A 24,118-nucleotide genomic window follows, 5' to 3' on the forward strand; every position below is an offset into this window, starting at 1 on the left:
TACGGTTAAAAAGCAATTGCACCACAATTTTCGATTTAGAATTGATTTTGGTTCAGAATGTGAATTATTTTATCCAAATCTTCTTTTTTGTGATTGGCAGTAATTACAATTCGATTTAAATCCTTGGTGTCTGTTGGATATTTAAAATTAGTCACTATGATTTTATTCGCAGTGAAAATTTCATTTAGTCCTTCGATTTCTGGATAAATTAGCGGATAATTGGGGTCAAAATGAACAACTCTGTTTTTAATCAAATGAGTATTAATGTAGTTTAAACTGTCTTTTAATTTTTGATGCTGTTGCAAATAAATCGCTGCTGCATCTGCCATGGTTTGTACAAATGCGGTATTCATCCCCGCACTGGAAACAAAAGTATCGTGAGTTGCAATCTGATTAATAAATTCGGAATCACTGGCAATTACACCTCCCGTCAATCCAAAAGCTTTGCCCAAAGACGATACCATGATTTTTCTTTTAATATTGGGAATGTTGATTGTCGAATAAATCCCACACCCATACGTACCCAAAATTCCAAGCGAATGCGATTCGTCAATAACCAAAGTGATTTCTTTATTGGAAGGAATCGAATTTAGAATAGAAAGATCTATAGGTTTTATATGAAATGATGGAACAGAATCAGTTAGAATCGTGATTTTTTCAGTTACGTTATCCAGCAAACGAGGATTTAATTCATTTCCAATAAAAACAGGTAAACTATTTGGCACTTTTATGGCAGTATGCGTATCCGGAAAATGAAAAAAGCAATCGGTTTCAGGTGTTAATGCCTCTACTATTAATTTCCCCGCCAACATGCCGGAAGAAAGGGTAAGTGCATCATCTGCTTTGATGTAATTAGCTAAAAATCGTTCACCGTTTTCGTAGGCGGTTAGTTGAATATTGGCACTTCTCGAGCTTCCATATGCCGTTCCCCATTGCAAAATATTTTTGAGGAGCAGTTTTTGGAATTCGGGATGCGTTGGTAAACCCAAATAAGCCGTTCCTCCAAAATAGAGGTATTCTTCATTTTCGATTTCAATTATTCGGTCTGGAAATTGATTGACTTTCATTTAAAACTACATTAAAGTTACACCGGTTCCATTGATTTCAGAATAGCTTATTTTACCAAAATCTATTGTTATTCCAGAGGCAATATCTTCAGCCAAAAGCAATGCGCCATCCATATCTACATAATCCAGTTGCGGCAATAAATGAGCAATCGCAGATATTCCTACAGTTGATTCGGTCATACAACCCACCATAGTTTTCAATCCTAATTTCTTGGCTTCCTGAATCATTCGTCTTCCGGGAGTTAGTCCGCCACATTTTACTAATTTGACATTCACTCCATGAAAATGATGGTGACATTTGGCTACATCTTCCTCAATAATACAACTTTCGTCTGCTATTATTGGCAAAACCGAATGTTTGAAAACTTCCTTGTGTCCTTCCCAATTGTCTGCTTTCATGGGTTGTTCCAAGAATTCCACACCCAGTTTTTTCAGTTCAACAGCATTGTTTATGGTTTCTTCAACTCCCCAACCACAATTAGCATCGATTCTAAAAATGGCATTGGTATGTTTTCGAAGTTCTGTAACAATGGCGATGTCTTCTTTAGTCCCTAATTTTATTTTATAAATTGGCCAAGGCAGTTCCTTCATTTTTGCCACCATTTTTTCTATGGATGCAATTCCAATCGTGTAATCAGTTAATGGATTTCTCTCAGTAGTATAATTCCACAATTCGTATAATTTCTTTCCTTTTTTACGAGCATACAAATCTGTATATGCCATATCCAAAGCACACAATGCAAACATATCATCTTTTAAATAGGGGTGAATCTTTGACCAAAAAGCTTCCGGAGTTTCATCTGTAGTGGTTTCGATTATGGTGCGAATTTTTTCTAAATCCTGCATCATCACCGGAACTGTTGTCTTGTAATATGGATTAGAAGTTGCTTCGCCAAAACCTGAAAAACCATCACTATTTAACTCCACAATCAAAGAAGGCTGAAAGTCGATCGATTCTCTTGAAATCGTGAAGGTATGTTTTAATTTGAGGTTGTATTCTCTTAATATTAGTTCCATTTGAATCTGATTTTTACACTTTAAATTAATGAGTTTCTTTAAATAGGAGGTTTAGTAACCAAGCCATAACACTGCTTTCACAAAACCATCGCGCCAGAGTTTTTCGTTGTGTTGCCCGCCTTTTACAATTTTCTTTTCATTCAAATTAAGGCAGTAACATCTATTTGAATTTAATAAATATTCCATTTTGTTCATATCCGAAACCATATCGTCACTTTCAGTATCGCCACATAGGAAATAGATTTTAGACTTTATCTTTTTAGATTTTTCAGTCAGATTATAAATGTCTTTACTGTACCAAAATGAAGGAGAAAACACACCCGCTTTTCCAAATATTTCAGGGTATTTTAAAATGGCATAATAGGAAGTAAGTCCGCCAAGGGAACTTCCCATAATGATGGCGTTTTTCTTGTCAGTTTTGGTTCTGTAGGTTTCATCTATTTTTGGTTTTAATGTTTTACGATAAATTCTAAATAACTGTCCGCTTTTCCACCACCATATTTTTCGTTTTTAAAAGGCGTTAATTCATCGATTCGTTTGTCATTTCCATGTTCGATTCCTACAACAATAACTTGTGCTTTTAGGCTGTCCAGTTTTTCATCGACATTCCATTCACCCGAATAGGAAGTTTTAGCATCAAATAAATTTTGAGCATCATGCATGTAAATTACTGAGAATTTCTTTTTTGACGTTTCATAATTTTCTGGCAAATACACCCAAATTTTCTTTGCCGTTTGAAGTTGTGGTGCTTCAATAGTAAAAGTAGAAACTTGTTTTGAAGCAGTGCTTTGTTTCGACTGTTCAGAGTCCTGAGCAGCAATTTTTACTATTGTAAAAAAGAAGAGAAGCAGTAGGAACTGTGGTCGAATCATTATTAGTTTTTGTATTTTGATTTAAAAACAATATTTTAGCTAAAAATAATAATTTGATGAATACATTCGAAGAAAAGAGGAGTTTACTTTTGGAGATGATTGCTTTTTCCACTGTTGATGGATATTTGCATAAGAGAGAATATGATTTTTTAGCAATTATAGCTAATGAGTTGAGTTTCGAAATAGATGTTTTTAAAGATTTATTTCATCAGGAATTACCACAATTACCAATTAAATCGGAGTTTTTACGCATTCAACAATTTTACAGATTGGCCTTGTTGATGTATTGTGATGGGATTTTGCATGAAAAAGAAACGACTGCTATTCTGCAAATAGCTATTGATATGGGACTTAACCCTATAGCCACAAAACGAATTCTTAAGTTGATGAATGGGGCACCAAACGCGATAATTGACGGCGAAGTTTTATTGAATGTTTTTCAGGAGCAACATAATTAAGACAATTGCCCTTGTAGCGCTTTTATTTCATCACGTAATTTTGCCGCCTGCATAAAGTCCAATTCTTTAGCCGCTTTCTCCATTGATTTACGTTTTTCACGAATGCGTTTCTCAATATCATGTTTTGATAAATATTCTGTACCAGGTTCGGCTGCATTTGAAAGAGTATAGCCTAATTCATAATCGGCTAGAGGATTTTTGGTAAAGCGACTTCAATTAGTAACAGTATTTTTTATAATATTGGTTCTTCAAATCCATTTGTAAATCTTTCAAAATATTTTGCAATTTCGAGTAGTTTTTTATCATTCCATTTTTTGGAGTGAATTTGAATTCCGACGGGTAATCCGTTTCTCTTTTTTCCAATTGGAATTACAAGAATTGGATGCCCTGAAAATGCGGTTGTAAAATTGAATGAAGCCATCGCTTCTGTATAACCAACTTTTTTATTGTTTACCATAAATGACTTCCGTGTATTTTGGTGTGGGTAAGCTTCAAAAGAACAAACTGGCGTAATCCAAATGTCATATTTTGACAAAAAACCTTGATAAATAGCACTGAATTGATCTTTATAATCGATTGCTTTGGCGTAATTAATATTGCTAAGCCTTTGTCCTAAAGCCATACCTTTTGCCCATAAAAAATCTCTGTATTTTAGATAAATAAAGCCAAACATAAAACTTGCTAATAGCGGAACTTTGGGATTGTTAATTCCTATTTCAAAACCTATAATTTTCTGACATTCTAAATAAGCTCTTTTTTCATCGTAAATAGGGCTTTCTTCTTGAATATGATGTTCGGTGTTTTTAAGTTTATTGATGAAACCATTGAAAATAGTTAAGTATTCATTATCCACTTCGGTACTATTAATGGTTTCAGCATAAGCGATATTTAGTTTGTCTCCATTCCAAAAAGTTGAATTAAAATCTACATTGGGAATTTCAGGAAGTGGATGGTTTTTGAAATTGGTTAAAACTTGCATCATCAATAAAATATCCTCAACATTTTTTGCTAAAGGGCCTGGTGTAATAATATGTCTTCTTCCTTGAGGTTTTTTTGGATGTTTCAGATGCCCTCTATTTGAAAGTAAACCTTCAGTAGGTCTTAAACCGCAAATCCCATTAAAATGAGCTGGTACTCTTATTGAACCGCCGGCATCTGCTCCCAAATCTAGAGCTCCAAACCCAGAAGCAACAGCAACTGCAGTACCACCAGAACTTCCACCTGCAACCCTATTTAAATCATACGGATTATTAGTTCTTCCGTTCCAGAAATTATTGCTTTGCCAATCGATACAATATAAAGCAACATTTGTTTTCCCAAGAATTATCGCGCCTGCTTCTTTCAGCCTTTTTACAAGTTCAGCATCTTCAGTTGCAACATAATTTCTCAACATTGGGTCTCCATTAGAAGTTTTTAAACCTTTAACTAAAAAACTGTCTTTTATATTTATCGGAATTCCGTGAAGTAAACCTAGTTTTTCTCCATTTGCAATTTGTAAATCCTTTTCTTTGGCTTCCTTGATAATTTCTTCTCGATCCCTTAACTGATAAATTGCATTAACTTTAGGATTATGTTTGTCGATCTGATTTAGAAAAGCTTCAGCTATTTCTACAACACTTATTTCTTTGGATTTAATTTTTTGACCAATATTTATAGCACTTTCAAATATAATGTTTTTCATTTCAAAAATTATTTTGACAAAGTTACGTCCATCTGAAATGATATCTTTTTGACATATATCAAAATCCTATATTTATTTTTCTGCTCTTATTCTACTCAATGTTTCTTGGGTGATCCCAATATAAGAGGCTATATGCCCTAAGTTTACTCGTTGTAAAAGATTTGGAAACTTGACTGTAATTTTATCGTATCGTTCTTTTGCAGTGTGGAAAAGTAAATCTTCAATGCGTTCTGCAATATCAATATATATGTTTTCGAGAAAAATTCTAGCGTATTTTTCATAATGTGATTTCTCCGCAAGTAAATTTTGCCATTCGTTATAACTTATAAATGACAGAGAAGTATCTTCTAATAATTCAATGTTATATCTGCTTTTTTTCCTTTGAATAAAACTATCTATGGCTGTAATAGAAGTGTTTTCAACGGCAAAATGGGCAGTAATATCTTTACCGTCTTTATAATAATAGGCTCTGGCTAATCCTTTATGGATGATATAAATTTTGTCGCAAACTTCGCCTTCGGTGTGTAAAATATGCTTGTTTGAAAATTCCTGAAAATTCATTAGCTTACTAATGTCTTGAAAAAATTCTGCAGAATGTTTGTCGGATAGGTTAAGTTTTTCAAATATCAATTTCGTTTCTTTTGGGTTAATATACAACTTTTAAAAAATAATTATACCAATTGTCCTTGCAACGCTTTTATTTCATCACGTAATTTTGCCGCCTGCATAAAGTCTAATTCTTTAGCGGCTTTCTCCATTGATTTACGTTTTTCACGAATGCGTTTCTCAATATCCGGTTTTGATAAATATTCTGTAATAGGTTCTGCAGCAATTGAATTAGTATAGCCTAATTCATAATCTGCCAAAGGATTTTTGGTAAAAGCACTTTCTATTTTTTTATTCAAGGCTTGTGGTACCAAATTATTTGCAGTATTGTAATTAATTTGTTTGGTTCTGCGATAATTGGTTTCATCAATGGTTTTTTGCATGCTTGCCGTAATTTTATCCGCATACATAATTGCTTTTCCGTTCAGGTTTCTTGCTGCACGACCAATGGTTTGCGTAAGCGAACGATGACTTCTCAAAAAGCCTTCCTTGTCTGCGTCTAAAATAGCAACCAAAGAAACTTCGGGTAAATCTAAGCCTTCACGAAGTAAGTTTACACCAATTAACACATCAAAAATTCCTTTTCGCAAATCTTGCATGATTTCGATTCGTTCCAAAGTATCTACTTCGGAGTGAATATAGCGGCAACGAATATTGACTTTGGTTAAATATTTAGCTAATTCTTCCGCCATTCTTTTGGTTAAAGTGGTCACTAAAACACGTTCGTCAATTTCGGCTCGAACCTGAATTTCTTCAATTAAATCATCGATTTGGTTTAAACTTGGTCGGATTTCAATAATGGGATCCAATAATCCTGTCGGACGAATTACCTGTTCGACAACGACACCTTCAGTTTTTTGTAGTTCATAATCGGCTGGCGTTGCCGAAACGTAAATAACCTGATTTTGCATCGCTTCAAATTCTTCAAACTTCAAAGGACGGTTATCCATCGCTGCGGGAAGTCGGAAACCATATTCCACTAAATTTTCTTTTCGGCTTCTGTCTCCGCCATACATAGCACTAACTTGTGAAAGTGTCACGTGGCTTTCATCTACGACCATTAAGTAATCTTTCGGGAAATAATCCAGCAAGCAAAAAGGCCTAGTTCCTGGTAAACGACCATCGAGGTAACGGGAATAATTTTCGATTCCGGAGCAGTAACCGAGTTCGCGAATCATTTCCAAATCAAAATTGGTGCGTTCTTCCAATCGTTTTGCTTCTAAATGTTTGCCGATTTCCTTGAAATAGTCGACCTGTTTTACTAAATCCTGTTGGATTTCCCATATCGCACCTTGCAACACATCTGGCGAAGTCACAAACATATTGGCAGGGTAAATCGTCAGTCTGTCAAATTTTTCGATGACCTGAGAATTCTTTGTGTCGAAACTTTCAATTTCCTCGATTTCGTCGCCAAAGAAATGGATTCGGTACGCTTCATCCGCATAACTTGGATAAACATCTACTGTATCGCCTTTTATCCTGAAACTTCCAGGATTAAAATCAGCTTCAGTTCTGGAATATAAACTTTGCACCAGTTGATGCAATAATTTGGTTCGGGAAATGATTTGTCCCTTCTCAATCGGAATTAAGTTTTTCTGAAATTCGATAGGATTTCCAATACCATACAAACACGAAACCGATGCCACTACCAAAATATCTCTTCGTCCGGAAAGCAACGAAGCAGTTGTTGACATTCGCATTTTTTCCAGTTCTTCATTGATGGATAAATCCTTTTCAATGAAAACGCCGGTTACAGGCATAAAAGCTTCGGGTTGGTAATAATCGTAGTACGAAACGAAATATTCCACGGCATTATTCGGAAAAAACTGCTTGAACTCCGAGTACAATTGTGCTGCCAAGGTTTTGTTGTGTGCCAAAACCAATGTGGGTCTTTGCACTTCCTGAATGACATTGGCCACCGTAAATGTTTTTCCGGATCCGGTAACTCCTAAAAGTGTTTGGAATTTATCACCATCAATAATCCCTTGAGTCAATTTTTCAATCGCTTGTGGTTGGTCGCCTTTCGGCTGGTAATCGGATACTACTTGGAAATTCATTTAATTAAGGGGCAAAGTTTTAGAGCTGCAAAGGTACAAAGTTTGGATTCTTTTTTAACCAAAGTTTTAGCCAAAAAAAAACCATTCACCTAAGCGAATGGTTTTTTTAAAATAAACTAAATTTTTAGAAACTGAAGCTTAATCTGGCAAAAACAAATCTTCCGTTTTGACCAAATTGAGATGTATTTCTGGAATATACAAATTGGTTTGCATTTGATAAATCAACCGTTGATGCGGATGTATTATATGCAATATTTCCGCTTGTATCCAAACCAGAAGCAGGGGTTAATGATCCGTTAACTATGTTTGTAGGTCTTTTTGCTGAAATTGGACCTAGATTTAAATCTGGATAAATATCAAAAATATTATTGGCACCAATAACAATTTTTGCAGCCTTAGTAATTTTGAAACCTACTGATAAATCAGTAATGATTTTAGCTCCCCAAATTGGATGCTCATTTTCGATTGCTTGCCCATTTATAATCGTTGCTCCAATAAATCCGTCGCCATTTACGTCTGCAGTATTTGGATCAGTAACTTTACCAAAATAAACATTTCGCAAGAAGAAATCGATTTTTTTGTAGGAAAGAGAATTGGTTAAATTTGCTTTAACTCTAGGAATTGCTTCTTGTAAGTATACTCTACTTGCTTCAGAATAGTATCTGTTTACCTGACCAGCAGCTTCTAATACTGGTGAAGCGTGAATTTCTCCAACTCTGTAGGTTTTAGAAAAAGTTCCTGATAAATCTGTTTTTAGAGAAACGTTATTTCCAAAACTTGTTTTATGACTTATTACAACATCAATTCCTTTTGATTCCGTGTCAATTGCATTAGCAAAAAAAGTTGCTGCTGTGGCACCGGCAGTATCAAATAATGCATTCAAAATTGCATTTGGCGATCCAGCTGCAGGAGTTCCGCCCGGTCTTGAAAATTGATCCGTAAGAACAACTCTGTCGTCTATTTTTACAATATAAGCATCCGCTGTAAAGGTTAAATTGGCTTCAGGTATTTTTGCTGTAAATCCAATACTGGCACTTTTAGATTGTTCTTCTTTCAATTTAGGAATTCCTAATAATTGCGCCGCTTGCGAATCATTACTGAAAGTTCCAACTTCAAATGGTACACCACCTACAAATTGTGTAGCAGTTGAATTGAAATAAATTTGGTGTAATGATGGTGCTCTAAACCCTGTTGAAACGGCACCACGTAAGTTGATGTTGTCTGTTATTTTGTAACGGGAAGCTAATTTAAAATTAGTGGTGTTTCCAAAATCAGAATAATTCTCAAAACGAACCGCTCCGTTTACTAACCATTTGTCAGTAACGTCTAATTCTAAATCAGTATAAATAGCTACACTGTTACGGTCTTTGTCAATTGCATTTGCAGGTCTGAAACCTGGGAATACTTGTGAGCCATTTGGTCTTGCTGCACCAAAAAAGTCAGTAACTTTAATGTTTGCAGGAGTTGTTCCGGTTACTATACCTCCATCAATATCATATAAATTATATGATTCTGGCTGACCTGCAGTGATGGCGAAGTTTTCATGACGATACTCAGCACCAAAAGCAACGTTCAGTCCTTTTAGTACATCAAATTTTCTGTTCATGTCAAAATTTGTTGTGTTTTGGGAAAAAGCCAAACCACCTGCGTCAAACTCAGTTGGAGAATTTTCTCTTAAAGAAGCATTTACCGTATTCTCGATATTGTAATCAAAAGCATTTCTTCCAAAAGTATTGCTTAAGTCAAAATTCCAATTTTCGAATAGCATACCTCTAAGACCAGCAGCAACTGAGACATCGTTGATTGTAGAATGTATCTCTGGCAAAAATCCGTTTGGATACAATCCCGTGTATGATCTGGCTTGATTAGGTCTTCTGTAAAAACCGGCTGCTTCTCCGGTTCTATAACTAGTCCCACCAAATGTATAGGCTTCCAATTTATCATTGATTGGATAAGCGGCATTCAAAAAGAACTGAGCACTTTTCAAGGAAGATTGTCCTACTCTCATATTGAAATTTTTTCTTTCAAGACCTCTATAGCCTAATTCTCCTGCAGTAGCATCACCAATACCACTCAAGATATTTTGCATTCCTGTAGTGCCATATAATGAAGTTGCTCCCGCAATTGATGCTTGTTGAGCAGTTGTAAAATATCCTACTTGTGGAGCATACGTTTTTATTGCAGAAACAATTTGTGATTCATTTGCGGTAGGACTTGATGCAGTACCAATATTTCCAAAAAGAGCATTGATATTTGTTCCTGCCTCAGCAGCTCTTTGTTCTATGGCATTGTATGCATTAAACAAAGTTCCTGTAACTTCTTTTGCTCTGCTTGTAGCATCACGCAATTGAAAACTACCAGTCACATTTATGAAACTTTTCTCTTTCCCAAGACCTGTACCGTAGTTTAAATCTAGTTGGTAGTTGTTACCGTCATTCCCTCCTGTGTGGTCGTTTGCATTTTTAGAAAAGTTACTTCCGGCAAAAAGAGCAACATCTAATTTATTGGTGTTTTTCTTTACGTTAATATTGATTACACCCGCAATAGCGTCAGATCCATATTGTGCAGAAGCTCCATCTCTTAATACTTCAATTTTTTCGATAGCAAAAGCAGGAATAGCATTTAAATCCGTTCCTACCGATCCTCTTCCCGGTGAACCATTAATATTTACTAACGAAGAAGTATGTCTTCTTTTTCCGTTAACCAATACCAATACTTGGTCTGGTCCTAAACCTCTTAATTGAGCAGGGTCAATATGATCCGTTCCGTCAGCTACAGTCGTAGTATTTGATGTAAACGATGGCGCAACCATGTTCAAAATTTGATTTAAGTTAACTTGCGGACCTTGTGAAGCAATGTCTTTCATAGAAATCACATCAATAGGCACTGCAGATTCTGTTACAGTTCTTGCAGGATTACGGGAACCTATCACGACAACATCTTGTAGTGTTTCGCCACTTCCCGTTAAAGTAACGTTTAATGTAGTTCCTGTTACAGTTACCGATTTAGTTTCTAATCCCACATAAGAAAATTGCAATACATCTCCAATTTCAGCACTAATAGTATAGTTTCCATCTATATCTGTTGTTGTGCCTTTTGTAGTTCCTTTTACAAGAATAGTTACGCCAGGTAAAGATTCTCCTTTTTCATCAACTACACGACCTTTGATTATTTCGGCAATCGTATTTTGATTTAAAGTTGAGAAAAACTCTCCATTCATCCCAGCTTTAGCAATACCTTCCTTTTGTAAAATAATCTGATTACTTACTTCGGTATAATTAATTTTTAGTGGTTTTAAAATGCGCGTCAGTACACTTGATAATGCTTCATTATTAGCATACACACTCACTTTTTGATTCAATTGTGACATTCTCGAATTATACGAAAACTTCACATGTGCCAATTTCTCAAGTTTAGTCAGCGCAGTATCTAAGTTCAAATCGGTCACGGTAATCGTTACCTTTGTGTCCAGTTTTTTTTGACCTCTGATATTATTCGCTATTGTTACACTTGAAAAGACAAGGGCTAAAACAAATTGAAATAAGGTTATTTTCATAATTCGAATTAGTAGTCGTTGTTTAAGGACGGTTTTTTTCATAGTTTTGGTCTGTTTTTATTAATATTCGTTAGTTAGGGTATTGGTAGAACACAGCAATTACTCTTTACAGAGAGCGATTGATTTTATTCAAGGCGTCGAGAATGTTACAGCATTTTCGGCGCTTTTTTTATTGTATACTTTAATTCATAGGCAAGATAATGTTAGTTACATCCATCTGATATAATAATAATTTGGTTTCCATTCATTTCGTAACTCGTATTGTTTCCAAGGCTTTTACAAATAATTTTAAGCTTTTCAGGCAAAGGCTGATCCGTTAAAGATGTTGTGAGATAGCAGTCTTTTAATTTTGTTTGAGGAAAATCAATTTTCACTAAATACCCCTGCTCAATAGTTTTGAAAATTTGTGCCACAGGAATATCTGTGAATTCAAATCCCAATTGCTCTATATTGCTGGTCGAACGACTCAATGATTCATCCTGTGTGATATCGGTAATTTTATTAAAACTTAAATTTTTTCGAACGAATCGTAAGGCTTGATTGGGTAATAAAACAATCAGTTCGTCTTTTGGATTTGAGATTAATTCATTAGATCTTACTTTTACTTTTCCAGTTCGAACTACAACTTCCACATTTGGCTGATTAGCGTATGCTTTTATTTTAAAACTGGTCCCTACTACTTTTGTAACTATCTCATTCGCAAAAACAAAAAATGGTTTTTTAGGGTCTTTACTGATTTCGAAAAAGCCTTCACCGGAGAGGTAGACTTTTCTTTCATTGCCCACAAATATTTTAGGATAACTTAGTTTACTGTTGGGCTGTAATAAAACAGAACTACCATCGGATAATGTTATTATTTGTGGTTTGTCTGAATTATTAGTTTGTTCAACCAGACCTTCTTCATTTTCATGGATAAGTTCACTATAAGTAAGTGCCGAGTTTTCAGCGGTGTTGCTTTGATTGTACAGCCAACCGGATAAAAGACTTAAAATCAAAACAGCAGCAACTCCATTAAACCATCTTTTTCTCAATAGTTTAAGAACTGGCTTTTCCTTTTTATTTTCTTCTTTTCTTTCAATTTTTTCCCAAGTGGCTTCCAGAGCATCTTGAACTTCATCCGAAGATAAATCATCATTAGGAACTTTCATCGCTAACAACCATAATCTGGCTTCTTCTACCAATTTAGCACGACTGGAATTTTCTAAAGTCCATTCTTCCCAATCTTGTTGGTCGTCTTTGAAACACACCCATAATCGGAATGATTCATCAGCTAAAAAGTGTTCTATCTCGGTATAATTGTTACGTTGTTGCATCAAAAAAAGGGGTTACAATTATATAGAGGACCATTTTCTTAATTGATACTCATTAAATGCTATATTTTTTTGAATTTATTTTTTAGAAAACTAAAATGCGAATGAAAACAGTACTAAAATAAAGAAGATATTTCCTTTCCACTCTTTGCGTAAGCTCAACAAAGCGCGGTGTAAAAGATTGTTTGCCGATTGATAATTAATGTCAAGTGTATCCGCAATTTGGTCTACGGTAAGTTCTTGGTTGTAACGAAGATATAAAGCCTCTTTTTGTCGAGACGGCAAATCATTAATCAGATGATTGAGATGTGACACTTTTGACGCTGTCGTTTCATCTGAGATAAGGTCATGTTCAATTGAAAAATCAAATAGAAATTCAACGGTATCTATGGAACTGCTAAGGCGAAAAATACGATCTCGTTCTTGTGATCTGGTAATTCGCTTACGAACACATGCTAATAAATAGGCTTTTACGACCACTTTATCATGCAGTTTGTCTCTGTAAATCCAAATATCTGTAAAGACATCTTGAACACAGTCTTGCACTTTTTCAGGAAAAGGAAGAAAGGAATTTCCATAACGCACTAAATGAGCATAATGTCTTTTAAAAAGTATTGAAAAAGCATTTTCATTCCCTTCTTTTAGACTGTTCCAAAGTGTGGAGTCCTCAAGTATTTCGGTATGTAGTAGTTGCTTTTTTACCATTTAGTTTGAATTAGTTCATTGGTTTTATGCGAAATTTTGATAAACGTATTTTGATATTAAATGCAAAAAAAATAAAATAAAAAAGAATAATAAATGGGGTGTTAGTATCTTATTTTAATATTTTTTTGGTTTAATAATTACGATTTTCAGTTAATGGTTTAATGAATCGAAAAGGAATATCTTTATGATTATTTAAAGATTTATTTATCAAACTTACGTAAATTTAAGTTAAATTTTATTTTTTTTCTTAAAAACATAGAGAAATACAACTATTTATGAATAGCTGTATGTTTTTTTCGGTAAAATAAATTTTTAGAGGTTTAATTATTGATTTAATAATGGAAGTTTTTTGAAGACTTCATTTTAAATAAATAATATGAAAAAGTATTGGAATATAGTGATTATCCCTACTGTCAAGAATGATTTGTGGGATTGAATGCTAAAACGGAATAAGGTTTGTTTTAAAACTTCCAGGCTTTTTGTTGTGCTTCACTCAGGAAAGTCCAAGCTACGATTCGGCTTGTTTTTTGGCCTTGAGCCATATCAATGGTTTTAATTTCGACAGCACTTACCTTGTTTAGCGTTTTGTAAAGACTGGAAAGATTCTCTTTTTTAGACACTAAAGTGGTAAACCATAAACATTGCATCGGATATTTTGCACTTTCGTAAATCATCTGGGTAACGAAACCTAATTCACCGCCTTCACACCATAATTCAGCATTATGACCACCAAAATTTAAAACGGGTTTAGCTTCGCTCCGTTCGGCTCCGCCTCGGGTTGTGGTTTTGGTGTTTTCTAAATTATTGATTTTTCGAACCGTGCTTTTTGTAGCTTCATCTTGTGAGGCATGAAAAGGAGGGTTGCAAATGGTGAACGTAAATTTGTCTTCGGGAGTGATTATATTTTTAAAAATGAAACGCGATTCTGTTTGTTGTTGTAAACTGATGGCATCAATCAGTTTTGGATTATCTTCAATAATAGCGCTGCAATTTTCAATTGCCTTTAAATCGATATCAGTTCCAACAAAACTCCATCCGTAAGCTGAATTACCAATTATAGGATAAATGCAATTGGCACCCACACCAATATCTAAACCTTGAACAGTTTCTCCTTCAGGAATAATTCCGTTGTTGCTTGAAGCTAATAAATCAGCGATATAATGGATGTAATCGGCTCTTCCGGGAATGGGCGGACAAAGATAATTTTTAGGAATATCCCAGTTTTGAATGTCGTAATGTGATAACAACAATGCTTTGTTAAGTGACTTTACAGCATCAGGATTACTAAAATCAATAGTTTCGATTTTATGTTCATTGATAGAAACAAAATGCTGTAATTCAGGAGATTTTTCTATTAATTGCTCAAAATTATATCCAAATCTGTCAAGATTTCGGGGATGTAAATTAGTCTTTTCGGTAATCGTTTTCGGTTTCATTTTCTATATTTCGATGCAAAGATAGGCATTACTATTTTGTAAAAGCATAAAGACGACTTTGACCCATTAAACAGATGAAAAATAAATCATAAAATCAGAACGTTGCGTATTTTTTGAAACATAAAAACGGTTACTTTTATATAAAAAATACAAATAGAATGATTTTTATGCCTGCTACATTTAAATTCAAAAAGAGATACATAGCCTACAGTTTTATGGTTTTTTATTTTGTAATGTGTCAGTCTTGCATGATGATGCGATTTTCGAATAAGGAAACAACAAAATTTTTTGCTGATTCCCAGACAGTGTTTCAAGATAAAACAATTGCTTTTGAAGAGTATAAAATACATTACGTAGAAACGGGTAATATTCAAAATCCGACTTTGTTTTTTGTACACGGTTCGCCCGGAAGTTGGAATGCCTTCAAAGAATATCTTAAAGATACTTTATTGCTGAAAAAATACCGTATGATTGCTATCGACCGACCGGGTTTTGGATACAGTGATTTTGGGGATGCTCAAGATTTAAAGGAACAGTCCCGAAGAATATCTGAGTTTATAAAAAAAATCGATAATACAAAGCCGCTGATTTTGGTGGGACATTCCATTGGCGGACCAGTTGTGGCTAAGTTAGCAGTGGATAATCCATCTTGGTACAAACGATTGGTGATACTTGCAGGATCATTGGACCCGAAAGCTGAAAAACCCGAGAAATGGAGAACGGTTATCAAAGTATCGCCTTTGCGGTATTTAATTCCCGGAGCATTACGGCCTTCTAATGATGAGTTGTGGTGGCTGAAACAGGATTTAGTAGACTTAGAGCCAGAATTGAAAAAGATTACTTGTGATGTCACAATTATTCATGGAACAAAAGATGCTTTGGTGCCGTACAGTAATGTTGCCTTTATGGAAAAAAAGTTTGTCAATGCTAAATCAATGGATACGATAACGATCGAAAAAGCGAATCATTTTATCCCTTGGAGTCACTATGAAATTGTGAGAAATGCTTTGTTGAATATTCAATAAATGCTAATCCAGACATTCCATCATCAATAAATCACCTTCATCATGTTCTATTGTCACGATGCCGTCTTTGATTACATGATTGCTGCTTCCGGTTCTGTAACCAATGGTCAGACTATCATCTTTCAACGGATAATATAAATTATCAGAATGAATTCCGGTGACGTGACCGATGGGAATTAATGAAATAGGAGTGTTCGCCGTGTACCATTTTTCGAATTTCTTAGGCAATAAAAACACTTTCGAATGATCGTCCAGAATAACAATTTTCAATAGGTTTCTGTATCGTGTGATGTTGGTAAGATTGGTAATCGTATGATCGGCTCTTCGTCCGGTTGCCCAAACGACGTTTACAGCAGGAATCTTTCTTTCGATTAAATAATCAAATGCTTTTTCTAAATCGGTTTTATTTTGGTCCGGCGTATGAATGATTTCGATTGGATATTGAGACGTTTTATAAATTTCAGGATCAAACCCTCTGTCAAAATCCCCTAAAAGCACATCGACTTTGATGTCTAATTCCATGACACGAACCATAGCCGAATCCAATACAAGGACAAGCGGTGACCACTCCAGTAATTGACCCAATAGTTCCGGATTACAGGAAGCGCCGTTGGCAATGATTAAAGCAGGTTCTTGGTCGTCGCGAACGATATGGTGTGAAGACATTAGGATTTAAGATTTAAGAATGTTGATTTAGGATTTATGATGTAAAGGTAAAAAAAGAAAGGTTATGGTTTACAGTTGCGATTGTAATGAAAAACAAAATAGTTTGCGTGAAAATTAAACGTTATTGGGTTTGAATAGAGGCATTTGTAGCGGTAATAATTTATTTTATAATCATTTCTTAGATTTTTATTTCCAAATTTCACTACATCGAAGTTGATTCTTGTTTGAGAAATGTTGATATATTACTAAGATAAAAAAAAAGACAACCGTTTCCAGTTGTCTTTTTAATATAGTTTAGAAAAAATTAAGCTAGTTTAGCTTCTAAATTTTCTTTTATGGCTGCCAAGAAATTTTCGGTAGTTAAGTAATCAGCTTCAGTCAAACCTTCTGGTTTTACTAACATTGCTAAATCTTTAGTCATTTTTCCGCTTTCAACAGTATCAATACAAACCTGTTCTAAGGCATGACAAAAATCAATTAAAGCTTGGTTTTCGTCAAGTTTACCTCTGTGTTCCAATCCTCTTGTCCATGCAAAAATAGATGCAATTGGGTTAGTGGAAGTTGCTTTTCCTTGTTGGTGTTGTCTAAAGTGACGTGTTACAGTTCCGTGAGCCGCTTCCGCTTCTACCGTTTTTCCATCAGGAGTTACTAATACAGAAGTCATTAGTCCAAGTGAACCAAATCCTTGTGCCACAGTATCTGATTGTACATCACCATCATAGTTTTTACAAGCCCAAACAAAACCACCGCTCCATTTCATTGCAGAAGCAACCATGTCGTCAATCAATCTGTGTTCGTAAATAATACCTGCTTCAACAAATTTTGCTTTGTAATGTTCTTGATACACTTCTTCAAAAATATCTTTGAAACGTCCGTCATACGCTTTCAAAATCGTATTTTTTGTAGAAAGGTATAAAGGCCATTTTTTTGTCAAAGCCATTTGGAAAGAAGAATGGGCAAAACCAAAAATACTTTCGTCAGTATTGTACATTGCCATTGCAACTCCGTCCCCTTGAAAATCGTAAACTTCCCAAGACTGAGTTTCTCCAGCTTCGTTAGTAAAACTCATTGTCAAAGTTCCTTTTCCTTTGATTACCGTATCTGTCGCTTTGTATTGGTCTCCAAAAGCGTGACGACCAATAACAATAGGTTTAGTCCAACCCGGAACCAAACGTGGTACGTTACTCATAATAATTGGCTCACGGAAAACAGTTCCGCCTACAATATTACGAATCGTTCCGTTTGGTGATTTCCACATTTTTTTTAAACCAAATTCTTTTACTCTGTCTTCATCAGGAGTAATGGTAGCACATTTGATACCTACATTGTATTTTTTTATCGCTTCTGCAGAGTCAATAGTGATTTGATCATTGGTAGCATCTCTGCTTTCCATTCCTAAATCGTAATATTTAATATCTAAATCTAAATAAGGAAGAATTAATTTTTCTTTAATAAAGGACCAAATAATTCGTGTCATTTCATCGCCATCCAATTCAACCACAGGATTGGCTACTTTAATTTTTGTCATAGTGTATTGATATATGTAATTCTTATTTTTAAACGTAGCTACAAATGTAATAAAACGTTATCGTAAAAGAAAATACGTTTTCATTAAGTTTTTAGTAGTTTAAAATGAATTGCTAAATTGTTATTTTAGGGTATTCAAATTAAGAATATGGAAAAGATATTCCTTATTTATTGTCAAATACGAAGCGCTTGAAATCAGTTAAATTCCTGTCGGATTTAAAGAATAGCATTGAGTACCTTGGTTTTAAACTAAAAAAAAGTCCCAACAGTGTTGGGACTTTTATAGTAAAGAGACAGTAAACTATCTTCTTTTATCTTTAATTTTTGCTTTTTTACCAGTAAGTTCTCTGAAGTAGAAAATTCTAGCTCTACGTACAGCACCTTTCTTATTGATTTCAATTTTTTGTAATGCAGGAAGATTTACCGGGAAGATACGCTCTACTCCAACAGCTCCTGACATTTTACGGATTGTAAAAGTTTCTGTGTTAGCAGAACCTCTTCTTTGGATTACAACTCCTTTGAAAAACTGAGTTCTAGTTTTTTCACCCTCTCTAATTTCGTAGTAAACGGTGATAGTGTCTCCAGCTGCAAAAACTGGGAAATCTTTTCTTGTTACGAATTCGTCTTGAACGAATTTCATTAAATCTGCCATGATAATTTTTTTAATTATGGTTTGTATTAAATCAACATTCACGGATCTCGCCAGAGGTTGAACTAATGTGGGCGCAAAAGTAAATAATTATTTTGAATTATAAATTATAAATTTTGAATTATTTGTATCCTTATGCTGAGATGTTTAGAGTTTAAAATGCAATAGTTGTAATAATTTACCTGTTCCTACTCAGTAACCTGCTATCTAAGTACTGCAACTTAATCTATTTTCTTACCTAGGCTGTTGTTGAGTAACACAATGAATCATTCCTCCATTGGCATACAAATTACGGACATCAATACCAATCACTTTTCGAGTAGGGTACAAACTCTGAATTAATTTATTGGCGACGGCATCATTTGAATCATTATAATTGGGAACTAAAACAACAGTGTTTCCTATATAATAGTTTACATAAGACCCTTTGTATCCTAGTTTTTTACCATACGTTGTCACAACATCATTTTGAGATAATGGGAGTTTTAGAAAAGTATAACTTTTGTCGTTTTTGTCTTTTGAATTGTATAAGATGTTAATATCTGTTTGTGGTACTTCCCAATACAATAAATCGCTTTCATTCATAGTAACAATCGTATTCGTATTTCCAAAACGTGCAAATCCATCAATATGCATGTCTGTTATTTCTCTTCCTGCTTTCCCTACCAACCAAATAAAGTTTGTTGTGCCAAGGTTTTTCTTGAAAATAGCTTCGGCTTGTGCTTGGGTCATTCCAGGGTTACGATTGGAATTTAAAATAGCACTTTTGGTAGCCAATAATGTCCCGTTTCCATCTATTTCTATAGCTCCGCCTTCATTGATCATAACGGAGTTTAAATCTATTACTGTATTTTTTTGATCGGTTGCAATTTGAGTTGGAATGGTATTGCAATTTGAAAATGCTGCTTTTTTACCCCAACCATTAAATCCCCAATCTTGAATTACCAATTGATTATTTTTGTCTCTTACATATATAGGTCCATTGTCTCTAACCCAAACATCATCTGTTTTGTAGATTTTAAATTCGATATTGGATAAAGAAACTCCTGCGGTTTCTAATAAGGAAATGATTCTTTCTTTTTCGGTAACATCGTAGGCAACGATATGGACTTTCTCACTTCCTATCAGCGATTGAGTCATTGCAACCCAAGTGCCATCTAGGTCGTTTCTATAGTCAATTCCATATTGGTATTGATGAGGCCATTGCAACCAAGTTCCTTCATGAGGAGCAGATTCTTCGGGCATAGTATACATAATTTCGGAATTGATTGGTTGATCTGGAATAGTAGCTTCAGTATCTTCTTGACAAGATGTAAATAATGGAAATAGTAAGGGTATAAAAAATAATTTGTTCATCTTAGTTTGGTATTAAATTAAAACATTAAATGTCGTTTAGTACTAGTAGTTTGACATGGCAAATGTATTTCTAAATTGAAATCAATAAGTTGTCCAAAATGGACAAATTACAAAAGCGGAATAAAAATAGCCGTAAGATAGTCGGCTTCATTATCGCAATTTGCCTCATTTTTTAAATAATGTTCAATAACGGGGGAATGAGAGCACTCAAAATCATTATCCAAAAACCAACCGCCATATATTTGTTGATAGGTCTCTTCTAAGGTTTCGTAACTTCCTTGATGAAAAAACCGAGCATAGTTGCCTCCAAATATAGATTTAGTTGGTAAGTTTTTGATTAAGGAGCTAGTAGCAATACAAGCATCGTAGGTGCATTTAGATTTTTCGGTGATTACAATATCATCGGCAACAACACCATAGTATTCTGTATTACTATCTGGAAAATCATTTTTTAATATTGCATCCCAAAGAATTTCTATTTCTGGGTTGATATATGAGGTCTTGCAACTCGAATAATAAACAGCTTTTTCGGGAATGAAAATTATTTCAGGTTTTAAAACACAAGTAATAGTTTGTATAGGATGACCTTCATTCAACAAGAGTTCTTTTTGGTTTCTCGCCAATGAAGGGGAGCAGTTAAAATGTTTTTTGAATGTTTTCGAGAAAGATTGCACATCGGCAAAACCTATTTCAAGAGCAATGTCAGAAATTTGCTTATTAGAATACAAAAGTTTTTTATACCCATTTTCAACTTTCAAACGCGTTTGATATGCGCCAATTGTTTCATTAAAAAGAGAATAAAAAATACGCTGTAAGTTTCTGTACGAATAACAAGAGATGGTTTCTAGAGAATCAACTGAGATTATTTGGTTATAATGGGTCTCAATGTAATTTCGAGTATTGTAAATTCGTTTTTTATTGAAATCACTCATTGATTAGGTATTTACAACACTGAAAACTACTCTTCAAGCAAATCGGGTCGTCTGTTCTTGGTATGTTCGTACGCCATATCTTCGCGCCATTTGTCGATTTTTGCAAAATTTCCGCTGGTCAAAACCTCCGGAACTTTCCAGCCGTTGTAATCAGCCGGGCGTGTGTATATAGGTCCTGACAATAATCCGTCCTGAAAACTATCCGTCAATGCTGAGGTTTCATCACTCAAAACGCCAGGAATCAATCGGATCAATGCATCGGATAATACCAAAGCTCCTAATTCACCACCGCTCAATACATAATCACCAATTGATATTTCTTTGGTAATAAAATGATCGCGTACGCGTTGATCCACACCTTTATAATGTCCGCAAAGGATAATAATATTTTCGTACATTGACATAGTATTCGCCATTTTCTGGTTCAGGGTTTCCCCGTCCGGCGACATATAAATGATTTCATCGTAGGTTCTTTCGCTTTTCAAATGTGTAATACAGGCGTCAATAGGCTGTACTGTCATTACCATTCCAGCGCCACCGCCATACGGATAATCATCTACACTTTTCTGTCTGTTGGTAGTGTAATCCCGTAAATTATGAAAATGAACTTCTACCAAACCTTTGTCAATAGCACGTTTCATAATTGAGGCCTCAAACGGACTTCGCAATAATTCTGGGAGAACGGTAACAATATCGATGCGCATAATTTCTTTTATAAGTTTCAATCCCGAGGATTCGGGAGCAAAGGTACAAAGTTGCAGAGGTTTTCAAATAACCAAATCAACGATTAAACTTTTTCAGGATACTATTTTAGCTTTTAGCTTAACTAATGATGCTTTTAGCAGGAATTAATTCTTAACGGCACTATTTCATACTATACTTTTTTCAACTACTTTTATGTCTTAAAAATAAACCACTTAATTATGCAAATTTTTTCGAAAATAATCGTTGCTAGTTCCTTGTTTTTAGTTGCTTCTCTACAAACTGAAACACTCTATGCACAAAATAAATCCGTTAAGATGACGAATCCTCTTTTACAAAAAAGTACGTTGCAGTATCAAGCACCGACTTTTAATTTAATTAAAGATGAACATTTTAAACCTGCTTTTGAATACGGTTTAAAAATTCATGATCAGGAAATTGAAAAGATTGCAAACAATCCAGCGAAACCAACTTTTCAAAACACGGTATTGGCATTAGAAACCAGTGGCGTGGACTTAGGCAGAGCAACAGGTATTTTTTATAATTTATCGGGGTCTAATACCAACCCGACATTGCAAGCGATCGACGAGGAATACGCTCCAATTTTTTCAGCTCACAATGATAAAATCTATCTGAATAGTAAGCTGTACAATCGCTTCAAGGCATTGAATATTGCTGCTTTAAAAGGGGAAGACAAAAAATTGACACAATATTATTTGCAACAATTTGAATTAGCCGGAGCAAATTTGTCAGCTGCCGATAAAGATAAAATGAAAAAAATCAATGAAGAGCTCGCAAGTTTGAGCACTTCATTTAATAATAAACTGTTAATAGCCCGAAAAAATGGAGCCGTTTTATTTGATAATGTAAATGATTTAGCGGGTTTAAGTGCTGATGAAATTGCCGCTGCAAAGGCAAAAGCTACTGAAGCAGGTCAAGACGGAAAGTATTTAATAGGATTGTTAAACACCACTCAGCAACCATTATTACAAAGTCTTACCAACAGAGCCACAAGAGAAAAGATATTCAAAGCATCTTGGAATCGTGCCGAAAAAAATGATGATGGCGATACTCGTGAAGTACTAGAGCGAATGGCAAGATTGCGTTTGCAAAAAGCAAATTTAATGGGTAAGAAAAGTTTTGCCGAATGGAAATTACAAGATCAAATGGCACAATCACCGGCACCAGCGATGGATTTATTAGCAAAAATTGCAGGTCCGGCAGTTGTAAAAGCAAAAGTAGAAGCCAAAGAAATTCAAGATTTGATTGATTCACAAAACGGAGGATTTAAATTAGAGCCTTGGGATTGGAACTTTTATTCAGAGCAAGTGCGCAAAGCAAAATATGATTTAGACGAAAGTCAAATAAAACCGTATTTCGAAATTGCTACTGTTTTAGAAAAAGGGGTGTTTTTCGCAGCACAACAAATGTATGGCATCACATTTAAAGAAAGGAATGATTTGCCGGTCTATCATCCGGATGTAAAAGTGTATGAAGTATATGATAATGACGGAAAATCAATTGCGATATATTATTTAGATTTTTACACTCGAGACAATAAAAATGGTGGTGCTTGGATGAGTAATTTTGTGAATCAGTCGCATTATTTAAAGCAAAAACCAGTTATTGTCAATGTCTATAATTTCTCAAAACCAGCCGGTGGAAATCCATCGTTGATTAGTTTTGATGATGTAACCACGCTGTTTCATGAGTTCGGACATACTTTGCACGGATTGTTTGCAAACCAGCAGTATGTAACGCTTTCTGGGACATCCGTTCCACGTGATTATGTGGAGTTTCCTTCCCAAATCAATGAGCATGCGGCATTGGATCCTTTGGTCCTGAAAAATTATGCGATACATTATCAAACCAAACAAGCGATTCCTCAGGAGTTAATTGAAAAAATCAAAAAAGCCGATACCTTCAATAAAGGATACGTTGTAACCGAGCTTTTAGCAGCGGCAACGCTGGATATGGCTTGGCATAGCGTAGAAAAGGAATCCGATTTCAAACCTACTTTAGTTTTCGAAAAAGAGGCGCTGCAAAAATACGGATTGTTGGTAAATGAGGTTCCAACAAGATACCACACGCCTTATTTTGCCCACATTTGGGGCGGAGGGTATTCCGCAGGATATTATGCGTACACTTGGTCAAAAACATTGGACTATAATGCTTTCGACTGGATGCAGGCCAATGGTGGTATGACAAGAGCCAATTGTGAACGTTTCAGAAAATACATTTTATCAGTGGGTAATAGTGTCGATTTAAACAAAGCCTTCAAAGATTTTATCGGGCATGACATGCAAATAGAACCGTATTTGAGAAATGCGGGTTTATTAGTGAAATAATAAAATTTTGACGCAAATAATTAAAATGACATTCGTAAGGATGTCATTTTTTTTAGGATTTATTCTGTCCCGAAACGTCGGGATTGTTTAGGAGTATTTTCCAGCTTCCCGATGGCTATCGGGACGTTGCAATCTTTCTAGTCCTAAA

The 24,118-nt window shown here is 34.9% G+C and carries 18 protein-coding genes and 2 pseudogenes; 3 read left to right on the forward strand and 17 right to left on the reverse strand.

Features of this window, described 5'->3' with window-relative positions; all coding sequences use genetic code 11:
• Window positions 1-35: 35 nt before the first annotated feature.
• The 3 genes and pseudogenes from E0I26_RS09205 to E0I26_RS16725 form a co-directional block, all read right to left on the reverse strand.
• Entirely contained in the window at window positions 36-1,067 is a 1,032-nt protein-coding gene (locus E0I26_RS09205) for an aminotransferase class I/II-fold pyridoxal phosphate-dependent enzyme (protein ID WP_131916200.1), read from the reverse strand.
• Window positions 1,068-1,073: 6 nt separating this feature from the next.
• Window positions 1,074-2,084 carry a dipeptide epimerase gene (locus tag E0I26_RS09210; RefSeq protein WP_131916201.1) on the reverse strand — a complete coding sequence of 337 codons (1,011 nt, stop codon included), beginning with the start codon at window positions 2,082-2,084 and terminating at the stop codon, window positions 1,074-1,076.
• A 51-nt stretch (window positions 2,085-2,135) separates the two neighbouring features.
• Window positions 2,136-2,956 (reverse strand): annotated as a pseudogene (locus E0I26_RS16725) (alpha/beta hydrolase).
• A 56-nt stretch (window positions 2,957-3,012) separates the two neighbouring features.
• Between E0I26_RS16725 and E0I26_RS09220 the strand changes: the two are divergent.
• On the forward strand, window positions 3,013-3,414 hold the full coding sequence (locus E0I26_RS09220; protein WP_131916202.1) for an excinuclease ABC subunit B: 402 nt from the start codon (window positions 3,013-3,015) through the stop codon (window positions 3,412-3,414).
• On the opposite strand, the pseudogene E0I26_RS09225 reads toward E0I26_RS09220, so the two are convergent.
• From E0I26_RS09225 to rlmF, 8 genes and pseudogenes are all read right to left on the reverse strand, one after another.
• A pseudogene (locus tag E0I26_RS09225) lies at window positions 3,411-3,626 on the reverse strand (UvrB/UvrC motif-containing protein); the annotation flags it as partial. The gene E0I26_RS09220 and the pseudogene E0I26_RS09225 overlap by 4 nt on opposite strands.
• A gap of 20 nt (window positions 3,627-3,646) precedes the next feature.
• The gene (locus tag E0I26_RS09230; RefSeq protein WP_131916203.1) at window positions 3,647-5,095 is read right to left on the reverse strand and encodes an amidase; all 1,449 of its coding nucleotides are present in this window, start codon (window positions 5,093-5,095) and stop codon (window positions 3,647-3,649) included.
• 72 nt (window positions 5,096-5,167) lie between these two features.
• Complete coding sequence (locus E0I26_RS09235) at window positions 5,168-5,725, reverse strand: Crp/Fnr family transcriptional regulator (RefSeq protein WP_131916204.1); 558 nt, start codon at window positions 5,723-5,725, stop codon at window positions 5,168-5,170.
• A gap of 41 nt (window positions 5,726-5,766) precedes the next feature.
• Window positions 5,767-7,758: an excinuclease ABC subunit UvrB gene (uvrB, locus tag E0I26_RS09240; RefSeq protein ID WP_131916205.1), complete on the reverse strand. Its 1,992-nt coding sequence runs from the start codon at window positions 7,756-7,758 to the stop codon at window positions 5,767-5,769.
• 124 nt (window positions 7,759-7,882) lie between these two features.
• Window positions 7,883-10,978, reverse strand: coding sequence for a TonB-dependent receptor (locus E0I26_RS09245; RefSeq protein WP_131916387.1), 3,096 nt, complete (start codon window positions 10,976-10,978; stop codon window positions 7,883-7,885).
• A 539-nt stretch (window positions 10,979-11,517) separates the two neighbouring features.
• On the reverse strand, window positions 11,518-12,627 hold the full coding sequence (locus tag E0I26_RS09250) for a FecR family protein (RefSeq protein ID WP_131916206.1): 1,110 nt from the start codon (window positions 12,625-12,627) through the stop codon (window positions 11,518-11,520).
• A gap of 90 nt (window positions 12,628-12,717) precedes the next feature.
• Window positions 12,718-13,329 (reverse strand): RNA polymerase sigma factor, encoded by a 612-nt coding sequence (locus tag E0I26_RS09255; RefSeq protein ID WP_131916207.1) that lies wholly within the window; start codon window positions 13,327-13,329, stop codon window positions 12,718-12,720.
• A gap of 461 nt (window positions 13,330-13,790) precedes the next feature.
• Entirely contained in the window at window positions 13,791-14,765 is a 975-nt protein-coding gene (gene rlmF / locus E0I26_RS09260; RefSeq protein ID WP_131916208.1) for a 23S rRNA (adenine(1618)-N(6))-methyltransferase RlmF, read from the reverse strand.
• A 158-nt stretch (window positions 14,766-14,923) separates the two neighbouring features.
• On the opposite strand from rlmF, the gene E0I26_RS09265 reads away from it, so the two are divergent.
• Complete coding sequence (locus tag E0I26_RS09265) at window positions 14,924-15,790, forward strand: alpha/beta fold hydrolase (RefSeq protein ID WP_131916209.1); 867 nt, start codon at window positions 14,924-14,926, stop codon at window positions 15,788-15,790.
• Between the two features lie 3 nt (window positions 15,791-15,793).
• Here E0I26_RS09265 and E0I26_RS09270 read toward each other — a convergent pair whose 3' ends face one another.
• From E0I26_RS09270 to trmD, 6 genes are all read right to left on the reverse strand, one after another.
• The gene (locus tag E0I26_RS09270; protein ID WP_131916210.1) at window positions 15,794-16,456 is read right to left on the reverse strand and encodes a thiamine diphosphokinase; all 663 of its coding nucleotides are present in this window, start codon (window positions 16,454-16,456) and stop codon (window positions 15,794-15,796) included.
• A 304-nt stretch (window positions 16,457-16,760) separates the two neighbouring features.
• Window positions 16,761-17,984, reverse strand: coding sequence for an isocitrate dehydrogenase (NADP(+)) (locus E0I26_RS09275; protein ID WP_131916211.1), 1,224 nt, complete (start codon window positions 17,982-17,984; stop codon window positions 16,761-16,763).
• A 300-nt stretch (window positions 17,985-18,284) separates the two neighbouring features.
• Window positions 18,285-18,635, reverse strand: a complete 351-nt coding sequence (gene rplS, locus E0I26_RS09280; protein ID WP_131916212.1) for a 50S ribosomal protein L19 — start codon at window positions 18,633-18,635, stop codon at window positions 18,285-18,287.
• Window positions 18,636-18,866: 231 nt separating this feature from the next.
• Complete coding sequence (locus tag E0I26_RS09285; protein WP_131916213.1) at window positions 18,867-19,988, reverse strand: agmatine deiminase family protein; 1,122 nt, start codon at window positions 19,986-19,988, stop codon at window positions 18,867-18,869.
• A gap of 107 nt (window positions 19,989-20,095) precedes the next feature.
• Window positions 20,096-20,920: an AraC family transcriptional regulator gene (locus E0I26_RS09290; RefSeq protein WP_131916214.1), complete on the reverse strand. Its 825-nt coding sequence runs from the start codon at window positions 20,918-20,920 to the stop codon at window positions 20,096-20,098.
• A 26-nt stretch (window positions 20,921-20,946) separates the two neighbouring features.
• Window positions 20,947-21,624 carry a tRNA (guanosine(37)-N1)-methyltransferase TrmD gene (trmD, locus tag E0I26_RS09295; RefSeq protein WP_074723946.1) on the reverse strand — a complete coding sequence of 226 codons (678 nt, stop codon included), beginning with the start codon at window positions 21,622-21,624 and terminating at the stop codon, window positions 20,947-20,949.
• Between the two features lie 219 nt (window positions 21,625-21,843).
• Between trmD and E0I26_RS09300 the strand changes: the two genes are divergently transcribed.
• Window positions 21,844-23,970: a M3 family metallopeptidase gene (locus tag E0I26_RS09300; RefSeq protein ID WP_131916215.1), complete on the forward strand. Its 2,127-nt coding sequence runs from the start codon at window positions 21,844-21,846 to the stop codon at window positions 23,968-23,970.
• Window positions 23,971-24,118: the final 148 nt, after the last annotated feature.

The organism is Flavobacterium rhamnosiphilum, assembly GCF_004349195.1.
GTDB classification, from domain to species: Bacteria; Bacteroidota; Bacteroidia; order Flavobacteriales; family Flavobacteriaceae; genus Flavobacterium; species Flavobacterium rhamnosiphilum.